Origin of the sequence: Kocuria flava (genome assembly GCF_001482365.1) — a bacterium.
Taxonomy (GTDB): domain Bacteria; phylum Actinomycetota; class Actinomycetes; order Actinomycetales; family Micrococcaceae; genus Kocuria; species Kocuria flava.
In genome coordinates, this window is record NZ_CP013254.1 from 2,104,846 (window position 1) to 2,128,933 (window position 24,088).

The window sequence follows — 24,088 nt, forward strand, 5'->3', positions numbered from 1 at the left end:
TCCCAGGAGCTCCCGTGCCCCGGACCTGCATCCACCCCTCCCTGCTCTCCGCCGACTTCGCCAACCTCGAGGCGGAGCTGCGCCGGATCGGCACCGCCGACGCCGTGCACGTGGACGTCATGGACAACCACTTCGTCCCCAACCTCACCCTGGGGCTGCCGGTGGTGGAGCGGATCCAGGCCGTCAGCGCGGTCCCGCTGGACATCCACCTCATGATCGAGGACGCCGACCGGTGGGCCCCCGCCTACGCCGAGCTCGGCTGCGAGTCGGTGACCTTCCACGCCGAGGCCGCCCGGGCCCCGCTGAAGCTCGCCCGCGACCTGCGCGCCCACGGCGCCCGCGCGGGGATGGCCCTGCGCCCGGCCACGCCCGTGGAGCCCTACCTCGACCTGCTCCCGGAGCTGGACATGCTGCTGGTCATGACGGTCGAGCCGGGCTTCGGCGGACAGGCGTTCCTCGAGGTGACGCTCCCGAAGATCCGCCGGGCCGCCGAGGCGATCCGCGCCGGGGGCGGGCAGGTCGCGCTGCAGGTCGACGGCGGGATCACCGAGGAGACCATCGTGCGCGCCGCCGAGGCCGGCGCGGACACCTTCGTGGCCGGCTCGGCCGTCTACGGCACGGGGGACCCCGAGGCGGCGATCGCCGCCCTGCGCGGGGCCGCCCGCTCGGCCCGGGGCTGAGCGTCCGGCGCCACCCCGCGGGGCGGGCGGCGCCGGTCCCGCGTGGGCTGTGCCATAATCGGGGGCAACAACGTGTTCCGGGGTCGGTGCAAGTCCGAACCGGCGGTCACAGTCCGCGAACCGGACACCGTGCACCGGCAGGCGCCCGCCGCCCGCCGGGAGCGGTGCCCGGCCGAACCGGTGGAACTCCGGTACCGACAGTCACAGTCTGGATGGAAGGCAGCACGTTCGACGCCCCCTGCCGGCGCGCCCACGCGGACGCCCGGGAGCCCGGCGCCGTCGTCCTGCCCCCCGGTCGGAGACCCGGGGAAGGACGGCGGGAGATGCACCCCCAGCGCGACCACGGCGGCGACGCCGAGCGCGCGGCCATGCGCGCCGCGCTGCACGCGGCCGCCCGCGGCCCGCGCGGCGCGAACCCGCTCGTGGGCGCGGTCCTCGTGGACGCCTCCGGCCGGATCCTGCACGAGGGCCACCACCGCGGCGCCGGCACCCCCCACGCCGAGGTCGACGTCCTGCAGCGCGCCGCCGCCGCCGGCACGGACCTGCGCGGCACCACCATGTACGTCTCCCTGGAGCCCTGCGACCACTGGGGCCGGACCGGCCCGTGCTCCCGGGCGATCGTGGCCGCCGGGGTGCCCCGCGTCGTCTACGGCGCCCCCGACCGCACCACCGCCGCCGCCGGCGGGGCGCGCACCATGCGCGCCGCCGGGGTCGAGGTCCGGCCCGGCCCGCTGGCCGACGAGGCCGAGGCCCTCAACGACCGGTGGGCCGAGACGATGCGCGCCCAGCGCCCCTTCGTGACCCTCAAGGTCGCCCAGTCCCTCGACGCCCGGATCGCCGCCGCCGACGGCACCAGCCAGTGGATCACCTCGTCCTCGGCCCGCGAGCACGGCCACGACCTGCGCGCCCTGGCCGACGCCGTGCTCGTGGGCACCGGCACCGTCCTGGCCGACGACCCCCGCCTGACCGCCCGCACGGGCGAGGGCGCCGTGCCCGCCCGCCAGCCGCTGCGCGTGGCCATGGGCCTGCGCCCCGTGCCCGAGCGGGCGCGCGTCCGGGGCGACGACGGGCTCTTCCGCCAGGTGCTCACCCACGACCCGCACGCCGCGCTGGCGGAGCTCTACGACGCCGGTGTCCGCCACGTGCTGGTCGAGGGCGGGGCCGGGGTCGCCGCGGCGTTCCTGCGCGCCGACCTCGTCGACGAGCTCGCCCTCTACCAGGCCCCGCTGCTGCTGGGCGCCGGCCGCCCGGCCTTCGAGGACCTCGGCGTCGGCACGCTCGCCGACGCCTCCCGCTGGCGCCTGGACCCGGCCGGGGGAGGACCCGTGCGCCGCCTGGGCCCCGACCTGTGGCTGCACCTGCGGCCGGCCCCGGCGTGCTGAGCACGCCACGGCTCCCCGGGCCCGGGCCGGCGGGGACACGCGCGGGGGAGCAGACGCGGAGCAGCAGCCACACCGAGGAGGAACCGATGTTCACAGGAATCGTCGCCGGGCAGGGCACCGTCCGCTCGGTCGAGCTGCGCCCGGACGGCGCGAGCGCCCGGCTGCTCGTCGACGCCGGCCCGCTGGTCGCGGACCTGCCGCACGGCGGCTCGCTCGCCGTCAACGGCGTGTGCCTCACCGCCACCCGCACCGCGGAGCTGGCCGAGGGCCAGTTCCACGCCGACGTCATCGGCGAGACCCTGCACCGCACGACCCTGGGGGCGCTCGCGCCGGGGGACGCCGTGAACCTCGAGCGCTGCGTGCCCGCGGGCGGGCGGCTCGACGGGCACGTGGTCCAGGGCCACGTGGACGGCACCGGGACGGTGGCCGAACGCGAGGACCTGGGGGACTGGGAGCGGGTGCGCGTGCGCGTGCCGGCCCGCCTGGCCCCGTTCCTCGCGGAGAAGGGCTCGGTGGCGATCGACGGCGTGTCCCTGACCGTCACCGCCGTCAGCGATCCCGCCGACCCCGAGCCCTGGTTCGAGGTGGGGCTGATCCCCGCCACCCTGGCCGAGACCACGCTCGGGGCCCGGCCCGCGGGCTCGGCCGTCAACCTCGAGGTCGATGTCCTCGCGAAGTACGCCCAGCGGCTGCTGGCCTTCGCCGGGACCGGCACCCCGGCGGCCGCTCCCGCGCCCGCCACGGACGCCGCGGGCCCCGCCGGCCCGGCGGCAGGAGAAGGAGCATGATGCCCACCAGCAGCACCCACCCGCAGACCGGGGCCGGCGCGCCGGTCCGGCTCGACCCCGTCGCCGAGGCCGTGGCGGCCGTGGCCCGGGGCGCGGCCGTCGTCGTCGTCGACGACGCCGACCGCGAGAACGAGGGGGACCTCGTCTTCGCCGCCGAGCACGCCACCGAGCGGCTCATGGGCTTCACCGTCCGCCACACCTCGGGCGTGGTGTGCGTGCCCCTTCCCGCCGACCGGGCCGACGCGCTGCAGCTGCCGCCCATGGTCGCCGTCAACGAGGACGCCAAGGGCACCGCCTACACCGTCACCTGCGACGCCCGCACCGGCGTGAGCACCGGCATCAGCGCCGCCGACCGCGCCCTCACCGCCCGCGTGCTGGCCGACCCGCAGGCCGCCCCCGCCGACCTCACCCGGCCCGGGCACATGCTGCCCCTGCGCGCTGTGGCGGGCGGGGTGGCCGTGCGCCGGGGGCACACCGAGGCCGCCGTGGACCTGTGCACGCTGGCCGGGCTGCAGCCCGTGGGCGTGATCGCCGAGCTCGTCCACGACGACGGGTCCATGATGCGCCTGCCCGCCCTGCGCGAGTTCGCCGACCGGCACGGGCTGCTCCTGGTCAGCATCGAGGACCTGGTGGTGCACCTGCGGGAGGGCTCCCGATGACCGGTGCCGTGCCGCTGGTGGCCTCGGAGCCGGTCGTCGTGCCGACCCCAGAGGGTCCCTTCGAGGTCGTCGGCTGGCAGCTGCCCGGCGGCGCGGGCGAGCCCGTCGCCGAGCACCTGAGCCTCACGGCCCCGCCTCCGGCGGGCGCCGCGGCGGGGGAGCCGCCGCTGGTGCGGCTGCACTCCGAGTGCCTCACGGGCGACGTCTTCGGGTCGTTCCGCTGCGACTGCGGGCCCCAGCTGCACCTGGCGCTGCGCCGGATCGCCGCCGACGGCGGCACGCTGCTCTACCTGCGCAACCACGAGGGCCGCGGCATCGGGCTGGTCAACAAGCTGCGGGCCTACAAGCTGCAGGACGGGGGAGCGGACACCGTCGAGGCCAACGAGCTGCTGGGCCTGCCCGCCGACGCCCGCGACTACACCGCCGCCGCCGCGATCCTGCACCGGCTCGGGCTGACCCGGGTGCGGCTGCTGTCCAACAACCCCGCCAAGGCCGAGCACCTGGCCGACCTGGGCGTGGAGGTCGTGGAGATGGTCCCCAACGAGGTCCCCGCCCGGCCCGAGAACCACGACTACCTCGCGACCAAGCGCGACCGGATGCGCCACCGCCTCCACCACGTCGACGACGCCGCGATCACCGACAGCGACAGTTTCAACAGCGACGCCGGGCGGTCCCCGACCGCCGCGGCGGGGACCGTCCCCGCCGCGGACCCGGCCCCCGAAGGAGAGAGCACCCCATGAGCGGACACGGAGCCCCCGACATCGACCTCGCCGGCACGGACGCCAGCGGCCTGCGCGTGGCCGTGATCGCCTCCAGCTGGCACACGGTGATCATGGACGGGCTGCTCGACGGCGCCCGCCGCGCCCTGGCCGACGCCGGCGTGGAGGCGCCCCGCGTCGTGCAGGTGCCCGGCAGCTTCGAGCTGCCCGTGGCCGCGGCCCGCCTCGCGCCGACGGCCGACGCCGTGGTCGCCCTCGGCGTCGTGGTCCGCGGCGGCACCCCGCACTTCGACTACGTGTGCTCCGCCGCCACCCAGGGGCTCACCGACGTGGCCGTGCGCACCGGGGTGCCGGTGGGCTTCGGGGTGCTCACCTGCGACACCGAGCAGCAGGGCCTCGACCGGGCCGGGCTGCCCGGCTCCCAGGAGGACAAGGGCTACGAGGCCGCCGCCGCCGCGGTGCGCACCGCCGCCCTGCTGCGCTCCCTCGGCGCCTGAGGCCCGGACCCGGACGGGGAGCGGCCCGCGCCGCGCCCGGTCCGGGGCAGGTCCCCGGAGCGACTACCCTGGAGGCGTGAAAACCTTCGAGACCCTCTTCGCCGAGATCAGCGACAAAGCCGTCACCCGTCCGGAGGGCTCGGGCACCGTCCGCGAGCTGGACACCGGGGTGCACGGCATCGGCAAGAAGATCGTCGAGGAGGCCGCCGAGGTGTGGATGGCCTGCGAGCACGAGAGCCTCGAGGAGGCCGCCGAGGAGATCTCGCAGCTGCTCTACCACGTCCAGGTGATGATGGTCGCCAAGGGCCTGTCGCTCGAGGACGTCTACACCCACCTCTGAGCCGCCCGCCCGCCGGGCGTGCCCGGCAGCCCCCACCGAAGCCGAGAAGGATCCCCATGCTGCGAGTCGCCGTGCCCAACAAGGGCGCCCTGTCCGAAGCCGCCGTCACGATGCTCAAGGAGGCCGGGTACCGCCAGCGCCGGGACTCCCGCGAGCTGGTCCTCGTGGACCCCGAGCACCGGATCGAGTTCTTCTACCTGCGCCCGCGCGACATCGCGGTCTACGTGGGCGGGGGGACCCTCGACGTCGGGATCACCGGCCGGGACCTGCTGCTCGACTCCGGGGCCCACGCCGACGAGGACCTCGCCCTGGACTTCGCCCGCTCGACCTTCCGCTTCGCCGGGCCCGCCGGGGAGTTCTCCGCCCTCGAGCAGCTCGCGGGCCGGCGGATCGCGACCAGCTACGACGGGCTGCTGCGCGACTACCTCGCCGACCGCGGCGTCGAGGCCTCCGTGGTGCGCCTGGACGGCGCCGTGGAGTCCTCCATCCGCCTGGGCGTGGCCGACGCCATCGCCGACGTCGTCGAGACCGGCAACACCCTGCGCGCCGCCGGGCTGCAGGTCTTCGGCGACCCCATCATGACCTCCGAGGCGCTGCTGATCCGCAGCCGCCGCGACGAGGAGCCCGAGGGCCTGGCCGTGCTGCGCCGGCGCCTGCAGGGCGTGCTCGTGGCCCGACGGTACGTGATGATGGACTACGACATCGCCGAGGAGCTCATCGACGCCGCCACGCAGATCACCCCCGGCATGGAGGGCCCCACCATCTCCCCGCTGGGCCGCGGCAACGCCTGGGCCGTGCGGGCCATGGTCCCCAAGGCCGACACCAACAAGGTCATGGACGCGCTCTACGAGGTCGGCGCGCGCGCGATCCTCGTCTCGCCCATCCAGGCCGCCCGCATCTGAGCCCGACCGCACACCAGCCGAGGAGGTCCCGCCCGTGGGCGTAGCCGTACGAGTCATCCCGTGCCTGGACGTCGACGCCGGGCGCGTCGTCAAGGGCGTGAACTTCGAGAACCTGCGCGACGCCGGGGACCCGGTGGAGCTGGCCAAGCGCTACAACGAGGCCGGCGCCGACGAGCTGACGTTCCTCGACGTCACCGCGTCCTCGGCCGCCCGGGCCACGACCTACGACGTCGTCACCCGCACCGCCGAGCAGGTGTTCATCCCCCTGACCGTCGGCGGCGGGGTGCGCGAGGTCGCCGACGTCGACCGGCTGCTGCGCTGCGGGGCGGACAAGGCCTCGATCAACACCGCCGCCGTCGCCCGCCCGGCGGTGATCGACGAGATCACCGCCCACTTCGGCAGCCAGGTCCTCGTGCTCTCCCTCGACGCCCGGCGCACCGGCAGGACCGCCTCCGGGTTCGAGGTCACCACCCACGGCGGGCGCACCCTCACCGGCCTCGACGCCCTCGCGTGGGCGCACGAGGCCCAGGAGCGCGGGGTCGGGGAGATCCTGCTCAACTCCATGGACGCCGACGGCACCCGGGAGGGCTTCGACCTCGAGATGATCCGCGCCGTGCGCGAGCGGGTGCACGTGCCCCTCATCGCCTCCGGCGGGGCCGGGGCCCCCGCACACTTCCCGCCCGCGGTCGCCGCCGGCGCCGACGCCGTGCTCGCCGCCTCGATCTTCCACTTCGGTCCCGTCGACGCCATCGCGGAGGTCAAGGCGGCGCTGCGCGCGGCCGGCCACGAGGTCCGCTGAGATCCCCGTGACCGCGGGCGGGCACCGGGCGTACAGTCGGCAGTGAGCTGACGGACGTCGCTCGGAAGACCGACCGGAGGAGTCCACCGTGGGACTGAACAGCATCATCAGGAGCGTCACCGGATGGGGCGCCGGGCGTGCGGCCGGAGGCCGCCGCGGAGCCCGCGGGGTCAACGCCGCCGGCCAGGCCGGCGCCCGCCGCAGCGGGGGCCGCGGCCTCGGGGGCATGCTGCGGGGCCTGCTCGGCCGCCGCTGACCCGCGCGCCGGGGCCGGGCGCCCCGGCCCCGGGGTGCCCGGCTCCGGCGCGCGCTCCGGCGTGCGCCCCGGTCCCGCGCCGGGGACGCCCGTCGGGCGGGACGCGGGCCGGGCGGGACGCCGGACCGCCGCGGGCGGGAGTGACCGGCGGCCCGGGTCGATAGGATGGGTCCGATGAACGAGCACAGCCCCGACACCGGAACCGCCGTCCTGGACCCCGCGGTGGCCGCGCGCCTCAAGCGCGACCCCGCCGGCCTCGTGGCCGCCGTCGTGCAGCAGCACGACACCAAGGAGGTGCTGATGCTGGGCTGGATGGACGACGAGGCCCTGCGCCGGACCCTCACGGAGGGACGGGTGACCTTCTGGTCCCGCTCCCGGCAGGAGTACTGGCGCAAGGGCGACACCTCCGGGCACGTCCAGCACGTGCGCGCCGTCAGCCTCGACTGCGACGGCGACGCCCTGCTCGTGCAGGTCGACCAGACCGGGCCCGCCTGCCACACCGGCACCCGCACGTGCTTCGACGGCCGCGACCTCGGCGCCGTCGTCGCCGGCTGAGCCCCTCCGCCCCCCCCCCCGCACGCCCGTCCCGGGCCGCCCCGGGAGACCACCAGGAAGACAGGTTCCACCCATGCAGGACCTGGGCACCATCAGCCCCACCCTCGAGGAGTTCCGGGAGCTCGCGGCCGAGCGCCGCGTCGTCCCGGTGCGCCTGCGGATCCTCGCCGACGCCCTCACCCCCATCGGCCTCTACCGGGCCCTGGCCCTCGACGAGGACGGCGCCGCCCGCCCCGGGACCTTCCTCATGGAGTCCGCGGCCGAGGGCGGGGTGTGGTCGCGCTACTCCTTCGTGGGCGCCAACTCCCGGGCGACGCTGACCGCCAAGGACGGACAGGCGCACTGGCTCGGGCAGGCCCCCGCCGGCGCGCCCACCGGCGGGAGCCCCGTCGAGGCCCTGCGCGACACGATGGCCCTGCTGCACACCGAGCGCTTCGAGGACGTCCCCCCGCTGACCTCCGGGCTCGTGGGCTTCGTCGGCTGGGAGGCCGTGCGCCGCTGGGAGCGGCTGCCGCACCCGCCCGAGGACGACCTCGGGATCCCCGAGCTGGCCATGAACCTCGTCTCGGACATCGCGATCCACGACAACACCGACGGCACCGTGCTGCTCGTGGCCAACGCCGTCAACTTCGACGCCACCGACGAGCGCGTCGACGAGGCCTGGGCCGACGCCGTGGCCCGCGTCCGGGCGATGCTGGCGAAGCTCGCCGGGCCCCCGGCCGGCGCCGCCGTCTCGACCCTCGAGGACTCCGGCAGGGTCGAGGCCGACCTCGAGTCCGAGGTCGCCCAGAGCTGGGACCGCACCCTGTTCCTGAACTCCATCGTCGAGGGCAAGAAGGCCATCGTCGACGGCGAGGTCTTCCAGGTCGTCGTCTCCCGCCGCTTCGAGACCGCCTGCTCGGCCGACCCCCTGGACGTCTACCGGATGCTGCGGGCCATCAACCCCAGTCCCTACATGTACCTCTACAGCTTCGAGGACGCCGAGGCCCGCCCCTACGCGGTCGTCGGCTCCTCCCCGGAGGCGCTGGTGACCGTCACGGGCGACCAGGCCGTCACCCACCCCATCGCCGGCTCCCGCCCGCGCGGGCGCACCGTCGAGGAGGACCTCGCCCTCGAGCGGGACCTGCTCCAGGACGAGAAGGAGCGCTCCGAGCACCTGATGCTCGTGGACCTCGCCCGCAACGACCTGTCGAAGATCGCCGTGCCCGGCTCCGTGGACGTCACCGAGTTCATGGAGGTCGAGCGCTTCAGCCACATCATGCACCTGTGCTCCAACGTCGTCGGACGGATCCGTCCCGGCGCCACCGCCTACGACGTCCTGGCCGCGACCTTCCCCGCGGGCACGCTCTCCGGGGCGCCCAAGCCGCGGGCGCTGCGCCTGCTCGACGAATACGAGCCGCTGCGCCGGGCCGTCTACGGCGGGGTGGTCGGCTACCTCGACTTCGCCGGGGACATGGACATGGCCATCGCCATCCGCACCGCCCTGCTCGTGGACGGGCGCGCCTACGTCCAGGCCGGCGGCGGGATCGTCGCCGACTCCGACCCCGAGACCGAGGCCCAGGAGTCGCTGAACAAGGCCACCGCCCCGCTGCGGGCCGTGCTGCTCGCCCAGCGGCTGCGCCCCCTCGACCTCGGGCGCACCGCCGTGCCCGGCACGGGGAGCGCCCGTGGCTGAGCCCGCCCCCGCGCGCACCCTGTCCCGCAAGCCGGTCGTGGTCCTGGCCGGCCTGGTCGCCGCCCTCGCGCTGTTCGCCTGCTCGGCGGCCACGTGGGTCGCCGCCACCGCGGAGACCACGCTGCAGCCGGTGGCCGTGGACGTCGCCGGATCCGACGCCGCACCGGCGGTCACGGCCCTGGGCCTGGTCGCCGCCGCGGGCGCCCTGGCCCTCGCCGTCACGGGCCGGGCCCTGCGCACCGTCGTGGCCGCGGTCGTGGCGCTGGCCGGGGTCGGCGCCCTGGTGGCGACCGCCGCCGTGCTGGCCGACCCGGCCGGGGCGGCCCGCCCGGTCGTGGGCGAGACCACCGGGATGGTCGGCGCCGGCGGCGAGCACGTGCTCACCGTCTGGCCGTGGCTGGCCGCCGTCGCGGCCCTGCTCGTGACCGCCTGCGGGGTGTGGGCCCTCGTCGCCGGGCGCGGCTGGAGCGCGGCCCGCCGCTACGAGCGCCCCGGCACCGCTCCCGGGGAGCGCCCCCGCGGGGACGAGATCGACTCGTGGGACGCCCTCACGGAGGGACGCGACCCCACCGCCTGAACGGGCCCGCGCCGGAGGCGCGGGGGCCCCCGTCCAGGTGGCACAATGGGGGAGAACACACTGTCAGCAAGTGCCGCGCCCCCGCAGGGGGCCGCGGGACCGGGACCGCACGGTCCCGGCCGGAGATCGGGAGTGCAGAAGATGACCAACGGCAACCAGACCGTCCTCGACCACACGGGCTTCGTGGGCCACGGCAACACCCTCGCGGCCTGGACGACCGTCGGCATCATGTCGGTGGCCTTCATCGTGGCCACGGTCGGGTTCACGATCGGCGCCACCCCCGTCACGATCGTCGGCATCGGCCTGCTCGTCGTCGGCCTCATCGCCGGCGCGGTGCTGCGCGCCATGGGCCACGGCGCCGGGTCGGAGCAGCGCAAGCACGAGGAGCGCCACCAGCACGGCTGACGCGGGGACCGGTCGCACGGTCCCCCCGTCCGGTCCCGGCGCACGCCGCGCGGGCCGGCCCCCGGCGACCGGGGGCCGGCCCGCGCGCCGACCGGCACCGGGACCCTCCCCACGCACGAGGCGGCCGCAGCCGCCGAGAGGACAGGAAAGCATGTCGCACAAGAGCACCGGGACCGTCCTGGACGCCATCGTCGAGGGCGTCCGCGAGGACATGGCGGCCCGCCGCGAGCAGGTCGGCCTGGAGGAGCTCAGGGCCCTGGCCGCCGCCCGGCCCCCGGCCCTGGACGCCGAGTCCGCCCTGCGCGGGCCCGCGGCCGACGCCGTGCAGGTGATCGCGGAGGTCAAGCGCTCCAGCCCCTCCAAGGGCGCGCTCGCCGAGATCGGCGACCCCGCCCGCCTCGCCGCCGCCTACGAGGACGGCGGGGCCTCGGTGATCTCCGTGCTCACCGAGCGCCGCCGCTTCGGCGGCTCCCTCGAGGACCTCGACGCCGTGCGGGCCGCCGTCTCCGTGCCCGTGCTGCGCAAGGACTTCACCGTCGACGAGTACCAGATCTGGGAGGCCCGCGCCCACGGGGCCGACCTCGTGCTGCTGATCGTCGCCGCCCTCGACGACGACGAGCTGCGCCGCTTCCTGGACCTGACCCACGAGCTCGGCATGCACGCGCTCGTGGAGGCCCACACCCCCGAGGAGATCGCGCGCGCCGCCGCCGCCGGCGCCCGCATCATCGGGGTCAACGTGCGCAACCTCAAGACCCTCGACGTCGACGTCGAGACCTTCGGGCGGCTGTCCGGGCTGCTCCCGCGCGACGCCGTCGTGGTCGCCGAGTCCGGGGTCGAGGGCCCCGAGCAGGTCGCCCGCTACGCCGCCGACGGCGCCAAGGCCGTGCTGGTCGGCGAGGCCCTCGTGCGCAGCGCCGACCCCGCCGCCACGATCGAGGCCTTCCGGGCGGCGGGGGCCGCCGCCCCCGCCCCCCGCCACGCCCCGGCCGAGGAGGCCGAGCGCGCCGCCGCCGCGGCGGCGTCCCTGCGCCACGCCGCCGGCCCCTACTTCGGGGAGTTCGGCGGGCGGTGGATGCCCGAGTCCCTCATCGCCGCCCTCGACGAGCTCACCGAGACCTTCGAGAAGGCCAAGGCCGACCCCGAGTTCACCGCCGAGTTCGAGCGGCTCTCCCGGGACTACTCGGGCCGGCCCTCCCTGCTCACCGAGGCCCACCGCTTCGGCGCGGAGGCCGGGTGCCGGGTCCTCCTCAAGCGCGAGGACCTCAACCACACGGGCTCCCACAAGATCAACAACGTCCTAGGCCAGGCCCTGCTCGCCCGCCGGATGGGCAAGACCCGGCTGATCGCCGAGACCGGCGCCGGCCAGCACGGGGTCGCCTCCGCGACCGCGGCCGCGCTGTTCGGCATGGAGTGCACGGTCTACATGGGGGAGGAGGACACCCGCCGCCAGGCGCTCAACGTCGCCCGCATGGAGCTGCTCGGCGCGACCGTCGTGCCCGTCACCAACGGCTCGCGCACCCTCAAGGACGCCATCAACGAGGCGCTGCGCGACTGGGTCGCCTCCGTGGACACCACCCACTACCTGCTCGGCACCGCCGCCGGCGCCGCCCCGTTCCCCGCCATGGTCCGGTTCTTCCACGAGCAGATCGGCGAGGAGGCCCGCGCCCAGGTCCTCGGGCAGACCGGGCGGCTGCCCGACGCCGTGGCCGCGTGCGTGGGCGGGGGCTCGAACGCCATCGGGATCTTCCACGGCTTCCTCGACGACCCGGCCGTGGAGCTCTACGGCTTCGAGGCCGGCGGCGACGGCGTGGAGACCGGCCGCCACGCCGCGACCATCTCCCTGGGCCGGCCCGGGGTCCTGCACGGGGCCCGCACCTACCTCATGCAGGACGAGGACGGCCAGACCGTCGAGTCCCACTCGATCTCCGCCGGCCTGGACTACCCGGGCGTGGGCCCGGAGCACTCCTACCTGCACGACATCGGCCGGGCCCGCTACGAGGCGGTCACCGACACCGAGGCGATGGAGGCCTTCCGGCTGCTGTGCCGCACGGAGGGCATCATCCCGGCCATCGAGACCGCCCACGCCCTGGCCGGGGCGCTGCGCCTGGGCCGGCGCTGGACCGAGGAGCTCGGCCCGGAGGCCGCGGCCGAGCGGATGATCGTCGTCTCCCTGTCCGGGCGCGGCGACAAGGACGTGGCCACGGCCGCGGAATGGTTCGGGATGCTCCCGAACGGCAGCTCCGAGGAGGAGCTGGGCGAGAAGGGGGAACAGCTGTGACGACCACCCGCCACCAGACCGGGGGCGCGGACCTCGCCTCCCGCCTGCTGCCCCCCGGGCTGCGCCCCGCCCGGGACTCGCGCCTGTCCGCCCGCCTGGCCGAGTGCCGGGCCCAGGGCCGGCCGGCGCTCGTGGGCTACCTGCCCGCGGGCTTCCCCACCGTGGAGGAGTCGATCGAGGCCGCCGTGGCCCTCGGCGCCAACGGCGCCGACGTCGTCGAGATCGGCATCCCGTACTCGGACCCCGTCATGGACGGGCCCGTCATCCAGCAGGCGACGACGACGGCGCTCGCCCACGGCTTCCGCGTGGCCGACGTCTTCCGGGTCGTGCGGGCGGTGGCCGAGCGCACCGACGCCGTCCCGGTGGTGATGACCTACTGGAACCCCGTGCTGCAGATGGGCGTGGACACCTTCGCCGAGCGCCTGGCCGAGGCCGGGGGAGCGGGGATCATCACCCCCGACCTCGTCCCGGACGAGGCCGGCGAGTGGTTCGAGGCCTCCCAGCGCCACGGCCTGGACCGGATCTTCCTGGTCGCTCCCTCCTCTTCGCGGGAGCGGCTGGACCTCGTGGCCAAGGCCTCCAGCGGCTTCGTCTACGCCGTCTCCGTCATGGGCGTCACCGGGGCGCGCGAGCGGGTCTCCGACGCCGCCGAGCAGCTGGTCGCCGACACCCGCGCGGCCGGTGCGGAGCACGTGTGCGTGGGGCTGGGCGTCTCCCGCCGCGAGCACGTCGAGGAGATCGGCGCCTACGCCGACGGCGTGATCGTGGGCACCGCCCTCGTGAAGGCCCTCGGCGACGGCGGCCCCGAGGCCGTGGCCGCCCTCACCCGGGAGCTCGCCGGACGCGACCCGTCGTGACCGCCGGGGGCCCGGCAGGGCCCTGATACCGTGACGGGCGGGCGCCGACGGGCGCCCGCCCGCCGCCGTGCCCGACCCCGCGAGGACCCCGAATGACGCTGCCCCCCGTCCTGCTCTCCGTGCCCGTCCACCGCGGTCTCCCGTCCCCCGACTGGTCCGGGTTCTCACTCGGGCCCCTCACGGTGCACGCCTACGCGCTGTGCATCCTCGCCGGGATCGCGGCCGGGCTGTGGCTGACCACCCGGCGGTGGGCCGCCCGCGGGCTGGACCCCGACGTCGTGTGGGACGTCGCGATGTGGGCGGTGCCCGCCGGGATCGTCGGCGCCCGCGCCTACCACGTGCTGATCACCGACCCCGCCGGGTACTTCGGCCCCGGCGCCGACCCGCTCGACGCCCTGCGGATCTGGGAGGGCGGGCTCGGGATCATGGGCGCGGTCGCCTTCGGGGCCGCCGCCGCCTGGTGGGTCTGCCGCCGCCACGGGATCCGCCTGTCCGTCTTCGCCGACGCGGTCGCCCCCGGCCTGCTGCTGGCCCAGGCGATCGGGCGCTGGGGCAACTGGTTCAACCAGGAGCTCTTCGGCCGCCCCACCGACCTGCCCTGGGGCCTGCGGATCGACCCCGCGAGCCCGAACTTCCCCGACGGGCTGCCCGCGGGGACCCTCTTCCACCCGACCTTCCTCTACGAGTCGCTGTGGAACCTCGCCGGGGTCGTGCTGCTGCTGGCCCTGGACCGCCGCTTCCGCCTCGACGGCGGGCGCCTGTTCGCCCTCTACCTCGTCCACTACGGGCTGGGGCGGATGCTCATCGAGCTTCTCCTGCGCATCGACCCCTCCCTCATCGTCCTCGGGCAGCGGGTGCACGTGTGGACCTCGCTGGGGCTCGTGCTGCTCGGGGGGGTGCTGTTCGCCGTCCTCACCCGGCGGCGTGCCCGCGGGGACGCCGGGGCTCCCGCCGCGGCCCGCGGCTGAGGCCCGCTGCCGGGTGCCGCCGGGGCCGCCCTCCGGGCGGTTCCCCGGTGAGCCCGCAGGTGCGCGTTACACGGATGTAGCACTGCTGTAACATCCCGCTGTTAGGTTTGTGCGGCGCCGCACCCGAGGGGCGGCCGATCCGTGCCCCTCGACCGGGCACGCGCACCGGGGCCCGCCGCGAGCGGACCGCCCCGGCCCGGACCGCCCGCGGGCGGTCCCCGAGCACCGCCAGGGGCCCACCGGCCCGCGATCCGGCGGCACCTCCCACCGGAGCCCTGCCGCGCCGGGCCGCTCCCGTTGACCGCACTCCAGGTGAGGAGACGTCTGCCATGACCTCTACCCCCGCCGGCACCCCCGGTGACCAGCCCGACCAGGACGACGCCGCGACCCGCCCGGCCGAGGCCGCCGAGGGGACCGTGCGGTCCCCGTTCGAGCAGTTCTCCGACGCCCCGGAGGAGCAGGGCCTCTACCACCCGGACGAGGAGAAGGACGCCTGCGGCCTGGCCGTCGTGGCGACCCTCAACGGCACCCCCGAGCACGGCATCGTCGAGGCGGCCCTGACCGCCCTGCGCAACCTCGAGCACCGCGGCGCCGTGGGCGGCGACGAGGGCACCGGCGACGGCGCGGGCCTGCTCACCCAGGTCCCCGACGCGTTCTTCCGCGCGGTCGTCGACGTCGAGCTGCCCGCCCTCGGCGGCTACGCCGTGGGCACGGCGTTCCTGCCCACCGGCGGCGAGGGCGCGGACCGGCTGCTGGGCGCGCTCGAGGAGCTCGCCGCCTCGGAGGACCTGCAGGTCCTGGGCCGCCGCGTCGTGCCCGTGGCCGAGGACGTCGTCGGCGCCTCCGCGCGCGCGGTGATGCCGTGGTTCGTCCAGGTCTTCGTGGCCGAGACCGACCCCGCCCCCGGGGACGAGGACGCCCGCCGCCGGCTGGACCAGAAGGCGTTCCGGCTGCGCAAGCGCGCCCAGAACCGGCTGGGGATCTACTTCCCCTCGCTGTCCTCCCGCACGATCGTCTACAAGGGCATGCTCACCACCCAGCAGCTCGAGCCCTTCTACCCGGACCTCTCCGACGAGCGCTTCCGCACCGAGCTCGCGATCGTCCACTCGCGCTTCTCGACCAACACCTTCCCGTCCTGGCCGCTGGCCCAGCCCATGCGCACCCTCGCCCACAACGGCGAGATCAACACGGTCAAGGGCAACCGCAACTGGATGCGCGCCCGCCAGTCCCAGCTGAAGTCCCCGCTGCTCGGGCGCAGCCCCGAGGAGCTGTTCCCGATCTGCTCGGAGGGCGCCTCCGACTCCCAGTCCCTCGACGAGGTCGCCGAGCTGCTCGTGCTCTCGGGCCGGCCCGTCACCCAGGCCATGATGATGATGATCCCCGAGGCCTGGGAGAACCACGAGACCATGGACCCGGCCCTCAAGGGCTTCTACCGCTACCACGCCTCCTTCATGGAGCCGTGGGACGGGCCCGCCGCCGTGGCCTTCACCGACGGCGTGCGGGTCGGGTCCCTGCTCGACCGCAACGGGCTGCGCCCCGGCCGGTTCTGGGTCACCGACGACGGGCTCGTGGTCCTCGCCTCGGAGGTCGGCGTCGTCGACGTCGGCGACCGCAAGATCGTGCGCAAGGGCCGGGTCTCCCCGGGCACGATGTTCCTCGTGGACACCGCCGCCGGGCGCATCGTCGAGGACGCCGAGATCAAGGCCGAGGTCGCCTCCGCCGCCCCCTGGCACGAGTGGGCCGAGGCGAACATCGTCGACATCCAGGACCTGCCCGAGCGCGAGCACATGGTCCACCCGCGCGCCTCGGTGACCCTGCGGCAGAAGACCTTCGGGTACACGCAGGAGGAGCTCAAGCTCATCGTCGGCCCCATGGCCGCCAAGGGCGCCGAGCCGATCTACGCGATGGGCACCGACACCCCGATCGCCGTGCTCTCCGAGCGCTCCCGCACCCTGTTCGACTACTTCGTCCAGTCCTTCGCGCAGGTCACCAACCCGCCGCTGGACGCCATCCGCGAGGAGCTCGTGACGAGTCTGCGCGGGTCGGTCGGACCCTCCGGGAACCTGCTGACCACGGACCGGGTGCGCACCCGCCAGATCGCCATGGACTTCCCGGTGATCGACAACGACCAGCTGGACCAGTTCCTGCACCTCGAGAACGAGGACGGGATGCCGGCGGCGCTGAAGATCCGCGGGCTCTACCGCCCCGACGGCGGCGCGGACTCCCTGCGCGCCCGGATCGCGGAGATCTGCGAGAAGGTCTCGGCGGCCGTGGCCCGCGGGGTCGAGTACGTCATCGTCTCCGACCGCGACTCCAACGGCGCCTGGGCGCCCATCCCGTCGCTGCTGCTGACCTCGGCGGTCCACCACCACCTGCTGCGCTCGGCCACCCGCACCAAGGTCGCCCTGGTCGTCGAGGCCGGGGACGTGCGCGAGGTCCACCACGTGGCGCTGCTGATCGGCTACGGCGCCTCCGCCGTGAACCCGTACCTGGCCATGGAGTCCGCCGAGGAGCTCGTGCGCTCCGGGGAGCTGACCGGGGTCACCCCGGAGCAGGCCGTGCAGAACCTCATCAAGGCCCTCGGCAAGGGCGTGCAGAAGATCATGTCCAAGATGGGCATCTCCACGGTCTCCTCCTACTGCGGGGCCCAGGTCTTCGAGGCGCTGGGGCTGTCCAAGGAGCTGGTCGACGACTACTTCACCGGCACCCACACCCAGATCGGCGGCGTGGGCCTCGACGTGATCGCCGAGGAGACCGCCCACCACCACCGCCGGGCCTACCCCTCGGACGGCGTCACCGAGCCGCACCGGGAGCTCGAGACCGGCGGGGAGTACGACTGGCGCCGGGACGGGGCCCCGCACCTGTTCAACCCGCAGACCGTCTTCCGGCTCCAGCACGCCACCCGCACGGGCCGCTACGACATCTTCCGCTCGTACACGAAGCTCGTGGACGACCAGTCGAAGCACCTGATGACCCTGCGCGGGCTGCTGGGCTTCCGCTCCGACCGCCGGCCCGTGCCGCTGGAGGAGGTCGAGCCCGTCAGCGCGATCGTCAAGCGCTTCTCGACCGGGGCCATGAGCTACGGCTCCATCTCGAAGGAAGCCCACGAGACCCTGGCGATCGCCATGAACCGGCTGGGCGCGAAGTCCAACACCGGCGAGGGCGGCGAGGACGTCGACCGGCTGCTCGACCCCGAGCGGCGCTCGGCGATCAAGCAGGTCGCCTCCGGCCGGTTCGGGGTGACCAGCCTCTACCTCACCAACGCCGACGACATCCAGATCAAGATGGCCCAGGGCGCGAAGCCCGGCGAGGGCGGCCAGCTCATGGCCCAGAAGATGTACCCGTGGGTCGCCCGCACCCGGCACTCCACCCCGGGGGTCTCGCTGATCTCCCCGCCGCCGCACCACGACATCTACTCGATCGAGGACCTCGCCCAGCTCATCCACGACCTCAAGCGCGCCAACCCGCGCGCCCGGGTCCACGTGAAGCTGGTCTCCGAGATCGGCATCGGGACCGTGGCCTCGGGCGTGACCAAGGCCAAGGCCGACGTCGTGCTCGTCTCCGGCCACGACGGCGGCACCGGTGCGGCGCCGTTGAACTCCCTCAAGCACACCGGCGCCCCGTGGGAGCTCGGCCTCGCCGAGACCCAGCAGACGCTGATGCTCAACGGGCTGCGCGACCGCGTGGTCGTGCAGGCGGACGGGCAGATGAAGACCGGCCGCGACGTCGTGATCGCCGCGCTGCTGGGCGCCGAGGAGTTCGGCTTCGCCACCGCGCCGCTGATCGTCGAGGGCTGCATCATGATGCGCAAGTGCCACCTGGACACCTGCCCGGTGGGGGTGGCCACCCAGAACCCCGAGCTGCGCAAGCGCTTCACCGGGCGCGCCGAGCACGTGATCAACTTCTTCGAGTTCATCGCCGAGGAGGTCCGCGAGTACCTGGCCCAGCTCGGCTTCCGCTCCGTCGAGGAGGCGGTCGGCCACGCCGAGGTGCTCGAGACCCGCGCGGCGATCGAGCACTGGAAGGCCCAGGGCCTGGACCTCGCCCCGATCCTGCACTCCTCGGTGCTCGAGGGCCGCGGCGCCGCCGTGCGCAGCCTGCGGGGCCAGGACCACGAGCTCGAGAAGCACTTCGACAACGAGCTGATCCGCCTCTCGGCGGCGGCCCTGGAGAAGCGGGAGCCGGTGCGGATCCAGCAGCGGGTGATCAACACCGACCGCTCCGTGGGCACGATGCTGGGCCACGTGGTGACCCGCACCTTCGGCGTCGACGTGCTCGCCCACGACACCATCGACATCACCCTCACCGGCCAGGCCGGGCAGTCGCTGGGGGCGTTCCTGCCCCAGGGCATCACGCTGCGGCTCGAGGGCGACGCCAACGACTACACCGGCAAGGGCCTGTCCGGGGGGCGGATCATCGTGCGCCCCGAGCGCGACGCCGTGTTCGAGGCCTCCGAGAACGTGGTGGCCGGCAACGTCATCGGCTACGGCGCCACGAGCGGGGAGATCTTCCTGCGCGGGACCGTGGGGGAGCGCTTCCTGGTCCGCAACTCGGGGGCCACCGCGGTGGTCGAGGGCATCGGCGACCACGGCTGCGAGTACATGACCGGCGGCACCGCCCTGGTGCTGGGCCGGACCGGGCGCAACTTCGGCGCCGGCATGTCCGGCGGCGTGGCCTACGTGATCGACCTGGCGGAGACGTCGGTGAACAAGCAGGCCCGCGAGTCCGGGGAGCTGCAGCTGCTGCCCCTCGACGAGGCCGACGCCGAGACCGTGGTCGGTCTCATCACCCGCCACGCCGAGGAGACGGGCTCGGCCCTGGCCGACCGGCTGCTGGCCGACCCCGTGGCCACCCTCGGCCGTTTCACGAAGGTGCTCCCCCGGGAGTACGCCGCCGTGCAGGGCATCCGCGAGGAGGTCCTCACCGCCGGCGGGGACCCGGACGGCGACGAGACCTGGCACAAGATCCTGGAGGTGACGACCCGTGGCTGACCCGCGCGGATTTCTGAAGGTGACCGAGCGCGTCGACCGGCCCAAGCGGCCGGTCCCCGTGCGGATCATGGACTGGGCCGAGGTCCAGGAGCGCCAGGCCCGGGGGACCCTGCAGGAGCAGGCCGGGCGGTGCATGGACTGCGGCATCCCGTTCTGCCACGAGGGCTGCCCGCTGGGCAACCTCATCCCCGAGTGGAACGACCTCGTCTGGCGCGGCCTCGACGCCGAGGCGGTCGAGCGCCTGCACGCGACGAACAACTTCCCCGAGTTCACCGGCCGGGTCTGCCCGGCCCCCTGCGAGTCCTCCTGCGTGCTGGGGATCAACCAGCCGCCCGTGACGATCAAGCAGGTCGAGTACGAGATCGGGGAGATGGCCTTCGACGAGGGCATCGTCAAGCCCTTCGTGCCGCAGCGGCTCGTCGGCAGGACCGTGGCCGTGGTCGGCTCCGGGCCGGCCGGGCTCGCCGCGGCCCAGCAGCTGACCCAGGCGGGGTTCACCGTGGCCGTCTACGAGCGCGACGACCGCATCGGCGGGCTGCTGCGCTACGGGATCCCCGACTTCAAGATGGAGAAGGACGTCCTCGACCGCCGCCTCGAGGTGATGCGCGCCGAGGGCACCCGCTTCCGGGCCGGGGTCGAGATCGGCAAGGACATCCCCTGGGACCAGCTCAAGCGGCGCTACGACGCCGTCGTCGTCGCCACGGGCGCGACCCGCCCGCGGGACCTGACGATCCCCGGGCGCGAGCTCGAGGGCGTGCACTTCGCGATGGACTACCTCGTCCAGGCCAACCGCGTGGTCGCCGGCGACGAGGTGCCCGGGCAGATCGACGCGAAGGGCAAGCACGTGATCGTGCTCGGCGGCGGCGACACCGGCTCCGACTGCATCGGCACCGCCCACCGCCAGGGCGCGGCCTCCGTGACGTCCCTGGCGATCGGGCGCAAGCCCCCGGCCGACCGCTCCGACGCCGACCCCTGGCCCATGATGCCGAAGGTCTTCGAGGTCTCCACCTCCCACGAGGAGGGCGGGGAGCGGACCTACCTGGCCTCCACCGTCGAGTTCACGGGCGAGGACGGCCGGCTCACGGGCCTGAAGGTCGCCGAGACCGAGTACCTGCCCGACGGCCGGCGCGCGCCCCGCGGCGGCACCGAGCGGGTCCTGCCGGCCGACCTCGTGCTCCTGGCCCTGGGCTTCACCGGCAACGAGTCGGAGGGGATCACCGCGCAGCTGGGCGCCGAGCTGGACGGGCGCACGAACGTGGCCCGCGACGACCGGTACATGACCAGCGTCGACGGCGTGTTCTCCTGCGGCGACGCCGGCCGCGGCCAGTCCCTGGTCGTGTGGGCGATCGCCGAGGGCCGGGCCTGCGCGGCCGCGGTCGAGCGCTTCCTCATGGGCTCCACCCGGCTGCCCGAGCCGGTGGCGCCCACCGACCGGGCGATCGACCTCAGCCTGTAGTCCCGGTCCACCGCCCGCACGGCGCGGGGCGCGCCCCGAGGGGGCCGCGCCCCGCGCCGTGGTCGTCCCCGCCCGCGTCCCCGGGACCCCCGGGTCGGGGTTCCTCGACAGCGCGGGAGGCGTTGGTAGGCTGGAGCCGACCTCCCCGTTCGCGGGGCGGACGGACCAGGCAGAGCGGCCGGGAGCTCCGCCGCGCCCCGCGCGGCGGCCCGGCCGCTTTCTGGTGCGCGTCCTGCCCGCGGCACCCGACCAACCCAAGGCGGCACACATGCGACGAGCGAAAATCGTGGCCACGATCGGCCCGGCCATCTCCTCCTACGAGAACCTCGCCCGGGCGATCGACGCCGGGGTGGACGTCGCCCGGCTGAACATGAGCCACGGCGACCACTCCGTCCACGACGCCTCCTGCGAGAACGTCCGCCGCGCCGCGGCGGACCTCGGCCGCACCGTGGCCATCCTCGCCGACCTCCAGGGCCCCAAGATCCGCCTGGGCCGCTTCGCCGACGGGCCCCACGAGCTGCTGCCGGGCGACGTCTTCACCATCACGGTCCGCGACGTCGAGGGCACCGCGGAGATCTGCTCGACCACCCACAAGGGCCTGCCCGGCGACGTCAGCGTGGGGGACCCCCTGCTCATCGACGACGGCCGGGTCGCCCTGCGCGCGACCGCCGTCACCGACACTGACGTCACCACCGAGGTCGTGGTCGGCGGGCCGGTCTCCAACAACAAGGGCATCAACCTGCCCGGGGTGGCCGTCAACGTCCCGGCGCTGTCGGACAAGGACGAGGACGACCTGCGCTGGGCCCTGCGCCGCGGGGTCGACATCATCGCCCTGTCCTTCGTGCGCGACGCCGCCGACATCGACCGGGTCCACGAGATCATGGACGAGGAGGGCAAGCGGCTGCCGGTGATCGCCAAGATCGAGAAGCCCCAGGCCGTGGACTCCCTGCACGAGATCATCGACGCCTTCGACGGCATCATGGTCGCCCGCGGCGACCTCGGCGTGGAGCTGCCCCTGGAGCAGGTCCCGATCGTGCAGAAGCGCGCCGTGGAGCTGGCCCGCCGCTGGGCCAAGCCGGTGATCGTGGCCACCCAGGTGCTCGAGTCGATGATCGACAGCCCCCGCCCCACCCGCGCCGAGGCCTCCGACTGCGCCAACGCCGTGCTCGACGGCGCCGACGCCGTGATGCTCTCCGGGGAGACCTCGGTGGGCAAGTACCCGATCGAGACCGTCGAGACGATGGCGCGGATCATCGAGGCCACCGAGTCCCAGGCGCTCGAGCGCGTGCCGGGGCTGGGCACCGAGCCGCGCACCCGCGGTGGTGCGGTCACCCGCGCGGCCGTGACGATCGCCCGCCAGCTCGACGTCAACTACATCTGCGCGTTCACCCAGTCCGGGGACTCCGCACGCCGCCTGTCCCGGCTGCGCCCGCCGCACCCGATCCTCGCCTTCACCCCCGAGCCCGTGGCCGAGGCCCTGATGTCCCTGCTGTGGGGCGTGCAGCCGATCCGCGTGGCGGCCGTGGACCACACCGACGAGATGACCAAGCAGGTCGACCGCCACCTGCAGGAGCAGAACCTCGCCGGCCGCGACGACCTCGTGGTGATCTGCGCCGGCTCGCCCCCCGGGGTCGCCGGCACCACCAACCTCGTGAAGGTCCACCGGGTCGGGGACGTCGCCGACGCCGGGGAGCTGCTCAACCGCCCCGCCCGGCGCGAGCGGGTCGGCCCGTGGCGGGAGTCCTGAGCGGGTCCGCCGGTCTCGGGCCGGAGGAGCACACCCGGGATCTGGTCGCGCACGGGGTCCCGGCGGAGCTGCACGGCAGCTTCCCCGGCCACGGGGTCGGCGGGCTGGCCCGGGCGATGGGCATCCGCTTCACGGAGCTGGGCCCCGAGCACGCGGTCGCGACGATGCCGGTGGAGCCCAACACCCAGCCGGCGGGGATCCTCCACGGGGGAGCCCACTGCGTGCTGGCCGAGACCCTGGCCTCGACCGCCGCGACCGTGCACGCCGGTCCCGGGCGCTACGCCGTGGGGGTGGACGTCAACGCCACCCACCAGCGCTCGGCGGCCCGCGGCACCGTGACGGCCACGTGCACCGCCCTGCACCTGGGCTCGACCCTGACCGTGCACGAGGTCGTGGTGACCGACGAGCAGGGCCGGCGGCTCTCCACCGCCCGGGTGACGAACCTGCTGCGGGACCGGCCCGCCGGCGCCTGAGCGGCGCGGGCCCGCGACGGCAACGACCCCGGACCGTGCGGTCCGGGGTCGTCCGTGCCCAAGGTGGGACTCGAACCCACACTCCGGAGAACCGCATTTTGAGTGCGGCGCGTCTGCCAGTTCCGCCACTTGGGCCCTCGTCCGGGCGCCGCCGACGGGGGCCGCGGCGCTCGCCCACTCTACTCGACGCCCCGGGCCCGCTCCAGCACGGGCCCGCCCGCACGGGCCCGCCCCCGGACCCGCGCGGGCCGGGGCCCGGGGTCCCGCGGGGCGGGGCAGGAGCCGGCCGCGGGGCGGGCGGGGGAGCGGGCCGCTGTAGGCTGGGCGCGAGAACCGGGACGGCCCGCACGGACCCGGAGGTCATCGCCGCGCCCACCCCGCCGGGGCGCCCGCGGCACGAGAAGGCAAGGAGTCAGCGTGACCGAGCAGCCGAACCCCACCCCGCCGGCCGAACCCGGCGCACCGGAGGGCACGGAGCCCGCGCCGGGCACCGCCGAGGGCGCCCGCCCGGCCCGCCGCGTGGTGGTCGCCGAGGACGAGGCGCTGATCCGCCTCGACATCGTCGAGATGCTGCGCGAGGCCGGCTACGACGTCGTCGCGGAGGCGGACAACGGCCGGCTCGCGGTCGAGCTCGCCCGCGAGCACCGCCCCGACCTCGTGCTCATGGACGTGAAGATGCCCGTGCTGGACGGCATCACCGCCGCGGAGCAGATCGCCGCCGACCGCATCGCCCCGGTCGTGCTGCTCACCGCCTTCAGCCAGCGCGAGCTCGTGGAGCGGGCCCGGGAGGCCGGGGCCATGGCCTACGTGGTCAAGCCGTTCACGGTCGACGACGTCGTGCCCGCCATCGAGATCGCGATCTCCCGGTTCGAGGAGATCGCCGCGCTCGAGCGGGAGGTCTCGGACATGAAGGAGCAGTTCGCGACCCGCAAGCTCGTGGAGCGGGCCAAGTCCCTGCTCACCACGAAGATGGGCCTGAGCGAGCCCGAGGCGTTCCGCTGGATCCAGAAGACCTCCATGGACCGCCGGCTGTCGATGCGCGAGGTCGCCGAGGCCATCATCAACCAGGTCTCCTAGGCCCGCC

22 protein-coding genes, 1 tRNA gene, 1 pseudogene and 1 riboswitch are annotated in these 24,088 nt (G+C 75.0%); of the genes and pseudogenes, 23 read left to right on the forward strand and 1 reads right to left on the reverse strand.

The window, feature by feature from the left end:
- Nucleotides 1-14 precede the first annotated feature (14 nt).
- The 22 genes and pseudogenes from rpe to AS188_RS09450 all read left to right on the forward strand — a co-directional run bounded on the left by rpe (nucleotide 15) and on the right by AS188_RS09450 (nucleotide 23,004).
- Entirely contained in the window at nucleotides 15-680 is a 666-nt protein-coding gene (gene rpe / locus AS188_RS09355; protein ID WP_058858626.1) for a ribulose-phosphate 3-epimerase, read from the forward strand.
- A 68-nt stretch (nucleotides 681-748) separates the two neighbouring features.
- A riboswitch (FMN riboswitch) is annotated at nucleotides 749-910 on the forward strand.
- On the forward strand, nucleotides 893-2,062 hold the full coding sequence (ribD, locus tag AS188_RS09360; protein WP_236944957.1) for a bifunctional diaminohydroxyphosphoribosylaminopyrimidine deaminase/5-amino-6-(5-phosphoribosylamino)uracil reductase RibD: 1,170 nt from the start codon (nucleotides 893-895) through the stop codon (nucleotides 2,060-2,062). (Overlaps the previous riboswitch by 18 nt.)
- Nucleotides 2,063-2,148: 86 nt before the next feature.
- The gene (locus AS188_RS09365) at nucleotides 2,149-2,850 is read left to right on the forward strand and encodes a riboflavin synthase (RefSeq protein WP_058858628.1); all 702 of its coding nucleotides are present in this window, start codon (nucleotides 2,149-2,151) and stop codon (nucleotides 2,848-2,850) included.
- Nucleotides 2,850-3,509: a 3,4-dihydroxy-2-butanone-4-phosphate synthase gene (gene ribB, locus AS188_RS09370; protein ID WP_083529369.1), complete on the forward strand. Its 660-nt coding sequence runs from the start codon at nucleotides 2,850-2,852 to the stop codon at nucleotides 3,507-3,509. The genes AS188_RS09365 and ribB overlap by 1 nt, the downstream gene beginning before the upstream one ends.
- Entirely contained in the window at nucleotides 3,506-4,249 is a 744-nt protein-coding gene (locus tag AS188_RS09375) for a GTP cyclohydrolase II (RefSeq protein ID WP_083529370.1), read from the forward strand. The genes ribB and AS188_RS09375 overlap by 4 nt, the downstream gene beginning before the upstream one ends.
- Nucleotides 4,246-4,725, forward strand: coding sequence for a 6,7-dimethyl-8-ribityllumazine synthase (gene ribH / locus AS188_RS09380; RefSeq protein WP_058858629.1), 480 nt, complete (start codon nucleotides 4,246-4,248; stop codon nucleotides 4,723-4,725). The genes AS188_RS09375 and ribH overlap by 4 nt, the downstream gene beginning before the upstream one ends.
- Nucleotides 4,726-4,801: 76 nt before the next feature.
- The gene (locus tag AS188_RS09385) at nucleotides 4,802-5,065 is read left to right on the forward strand and encodes a phosphoribosyl-ATP diphosphatase (protein WP_058858630.1); all 264 of its coding nucleotides are present in this window, start codon (nucleotides 4,802-4,804) and stop codon (nucleotides 5,063-5,065) included.
- Between the two features lie 56 nt (nucleotides 5,066-5,121).
- The gene (gene hisG / locus AS188_RS09390) at nucleotides 5,122-5,967 is read left to right on the forward strand and encodes an ATP phosphoribosyltransferase (protein WP_058858631.1); all 846 of its coding nucleotides are present in this window, start codon (nucleotides 5,122-5,124) and stop codon (nucleotides 5,965-5,967) included.
- Between the two features lie 34 nt (nucleotides 5,968-6,001).
- Nucleotides 6,002-6,766, forward strand: a complete 765-nt coding sequence (gene hisF, locus AS188_RS09395; protein ID WP_058858632.1) for an imidazole glycerol phosphate synthase subunit HisF — start codon at nucleotides 6,002-6,004, stop codon at nucleotides 6,764-6,766.
- A gap of 88 nt (nucleotides 6,767-6,854) precedes the next feature.
- On the forward strand, nucleotides 6,855-7,022 hold the full coding sequence (locus AS188_RS16905) for a hypothetical protein (protein WP_157570921.1): 168 nt from the start codon (nucleotides 6,855-6,857) through the stop codon (nucleotides 7,020-7,022).
- A gap of 174 nt (nucleotides 7,023-7,196) precedes the next feature.
- A complete protein-coding gene (gene hisI / locus AS188_RS09400; RefSeq protein ID WP_058858633.1) occupies nucleotides 7,197-7,577 on the forward strand; it encodes a phosphoribosyl-AMP cyclohydrolase in 381 nt (126 codons plus the stop codon).
- A 73-nt stretch (nucleotides 7,578-7,650) separates the two neighbouring features.
- A complete protein-coding gene (locus AS188_RS09405; protein WP_058858634.1) occupies nucleotides 7,651-9,252 on the forward strand; it encodes an anthranilate synthase component I in 1,602 nt (533 codons plus the stop codon).
- Nucleotides 9,245-9,829 (forward strand): Trp biosynthesis-associated membrane protein, encoded by a 585-nt coding sequence (locus AS188_RS09410; RefSeq protein WP_058858635.1) that lies wholly within the window; start codon nucleotides 9,245-9,247, stop codon nucleotides 9,827-9,829. Before AS188_RS09405 ends, AS188_RS09410 begins: the two co-directional genes overlap by 8 nt.
- 141 nt (nucleotides 9,830-9,970) lie before the next feature.
- A complete protein-coding gene (locus AS188_RS09415; RefSeq protein WP_058859848.1) occupies nucleotides 9,971-10,234 on the forward strand; it encodes an HGxxPAAW family protein in 264 nt (87 codons plus the stop codon).
- A gap of 211 nt (nucleotides 10,235-10,445) precedes the next feature.
- Nucleotides 10,446-11,150 (forward strand): annotated as a pseudogene (trpC, locus tag AS188_RS17490) (indole-3-glycerol phosphate synthase TrpC); the annotation flags it as partial.
- Between the two features lie 108 nt (nucleotides 11,151-11,258).
- Nucleotides 11,259-12,512: a tryptophan synthase subunit beta gene (gene trpB, locus AS188_RS17495; RefSeq protein WP_236945115.1), complete on the forward strand. Its 1,254-nt coding sequence runs from the start codon at nucleotides 11,259-11,261 to the stop codon at nucleotides 12,510-12,512.
- Nucleotides 12,513-12,559: 47 nt separating this feature from the next.
- Complete coding sequence (trpA, locus tag AS188_RS09425; protein WP_236945116.1) at nucleotides 12,560-13,369, forward strand: tryptophan synthase subunit alpha; 810 nt, start codon at nucleotides 12,560-12,562, stop codon at nucleotides 13,367-13,369.
- A 92-nt stretch (nucleotides 13,370-13,461) separates the two neighbouring features.
- Complete coding sequence (lgt, locus tag AS188_RS09430) at nucleotides 13,462-14,337, forward strand: prolipoprotein diacylglyceryl transferase (RefSeq protein WP_058858637.1); 876 nt, start codon at nucleotides 13,462-13,464, stop codon at nucleotides 14,335-14,337.
- 329 nt (nucleotides 14,338-14,666) lie between these two features.
- Nucleotides 14,667-19,328, forward strand: coding sequence for a glutamate synthase large subunit (gltB, locus tag AS188_RS09435; protein WP_058858638.1), 4,662 nt, complete (start codon nucleotides 14,667-14,669; stop codon nucleotides 19,326-19,328).
- The gene (locus AS188_RS09440) at nucleotides 19,321-20,784 is read left to right on the forward strand and encodes a glutamate synthase subunit beta (RefSeq protein WP_058858639.1); all 1,464 of its coding nucleotides are present in this window, start codon (nucleotides 19,321-19,323) and stop codon (nucleotides 20,782-20,784) included. The genes gltB and AS188_RS09440 overlap by 8 nt, the downstream gene beginning before the upstream one ends.
- Before the next feature lie 268 nt (nucleotides 20,785-21,052).
- Nucleotides 21,053-22,531 carry a pyruvate kinase gene (gene pyk / locus AS188_RS09445; protein WP_058858640.1) on the forward strand — a complete coding sequence of 493 codons (1,479 nt, stop codon included), beginning with the start codon at nucleotides 21,053-21,055 and terminating at the stop codon, nucleotides 22,529-22,531.
- Nucleotides 22,516-23,004 (forward strand): PaaI family thioesterase, encoded by a 489-nt coding sequence (locus AS188_RS09450; protein WP_083529372.1) that lies wholly within the window; start codon nucleotides 22,516-22,518, stop codon nucleotides 23,002-23,004. Before pyk ends, AS188_RS09450 begins: the two co-directional genes overlap by 16 nt.
- 55 nt (nucleotides 23,005-23,059) lie before the next feature.
- Here AS188_RS09450 and AS188_RS09455 read toward each other — a convergent pair.
- Nucleotides 23,060-23,139 (reverse strand) — tRNA-Leu (locus AS188_RS09455).
- A 384-nt stretch (nucleotides 23,140-23,523) separates the two neighbouring features.
- Between AS188_RS09455 and AS188_RS09460 the strand changes: the two genes are divergently transcribed.
- Entirely contained in the window at nucleotides 23,524-24,081 is a 558-nt protein-coding gene (locus AS188_RS09460; protein ID WP_058859851.1) for an ANTAR domain-containing response regulator, read from the forward strand.
- Nucleotides 24,082-24,088: the final 7 nt, after the last annotated feature.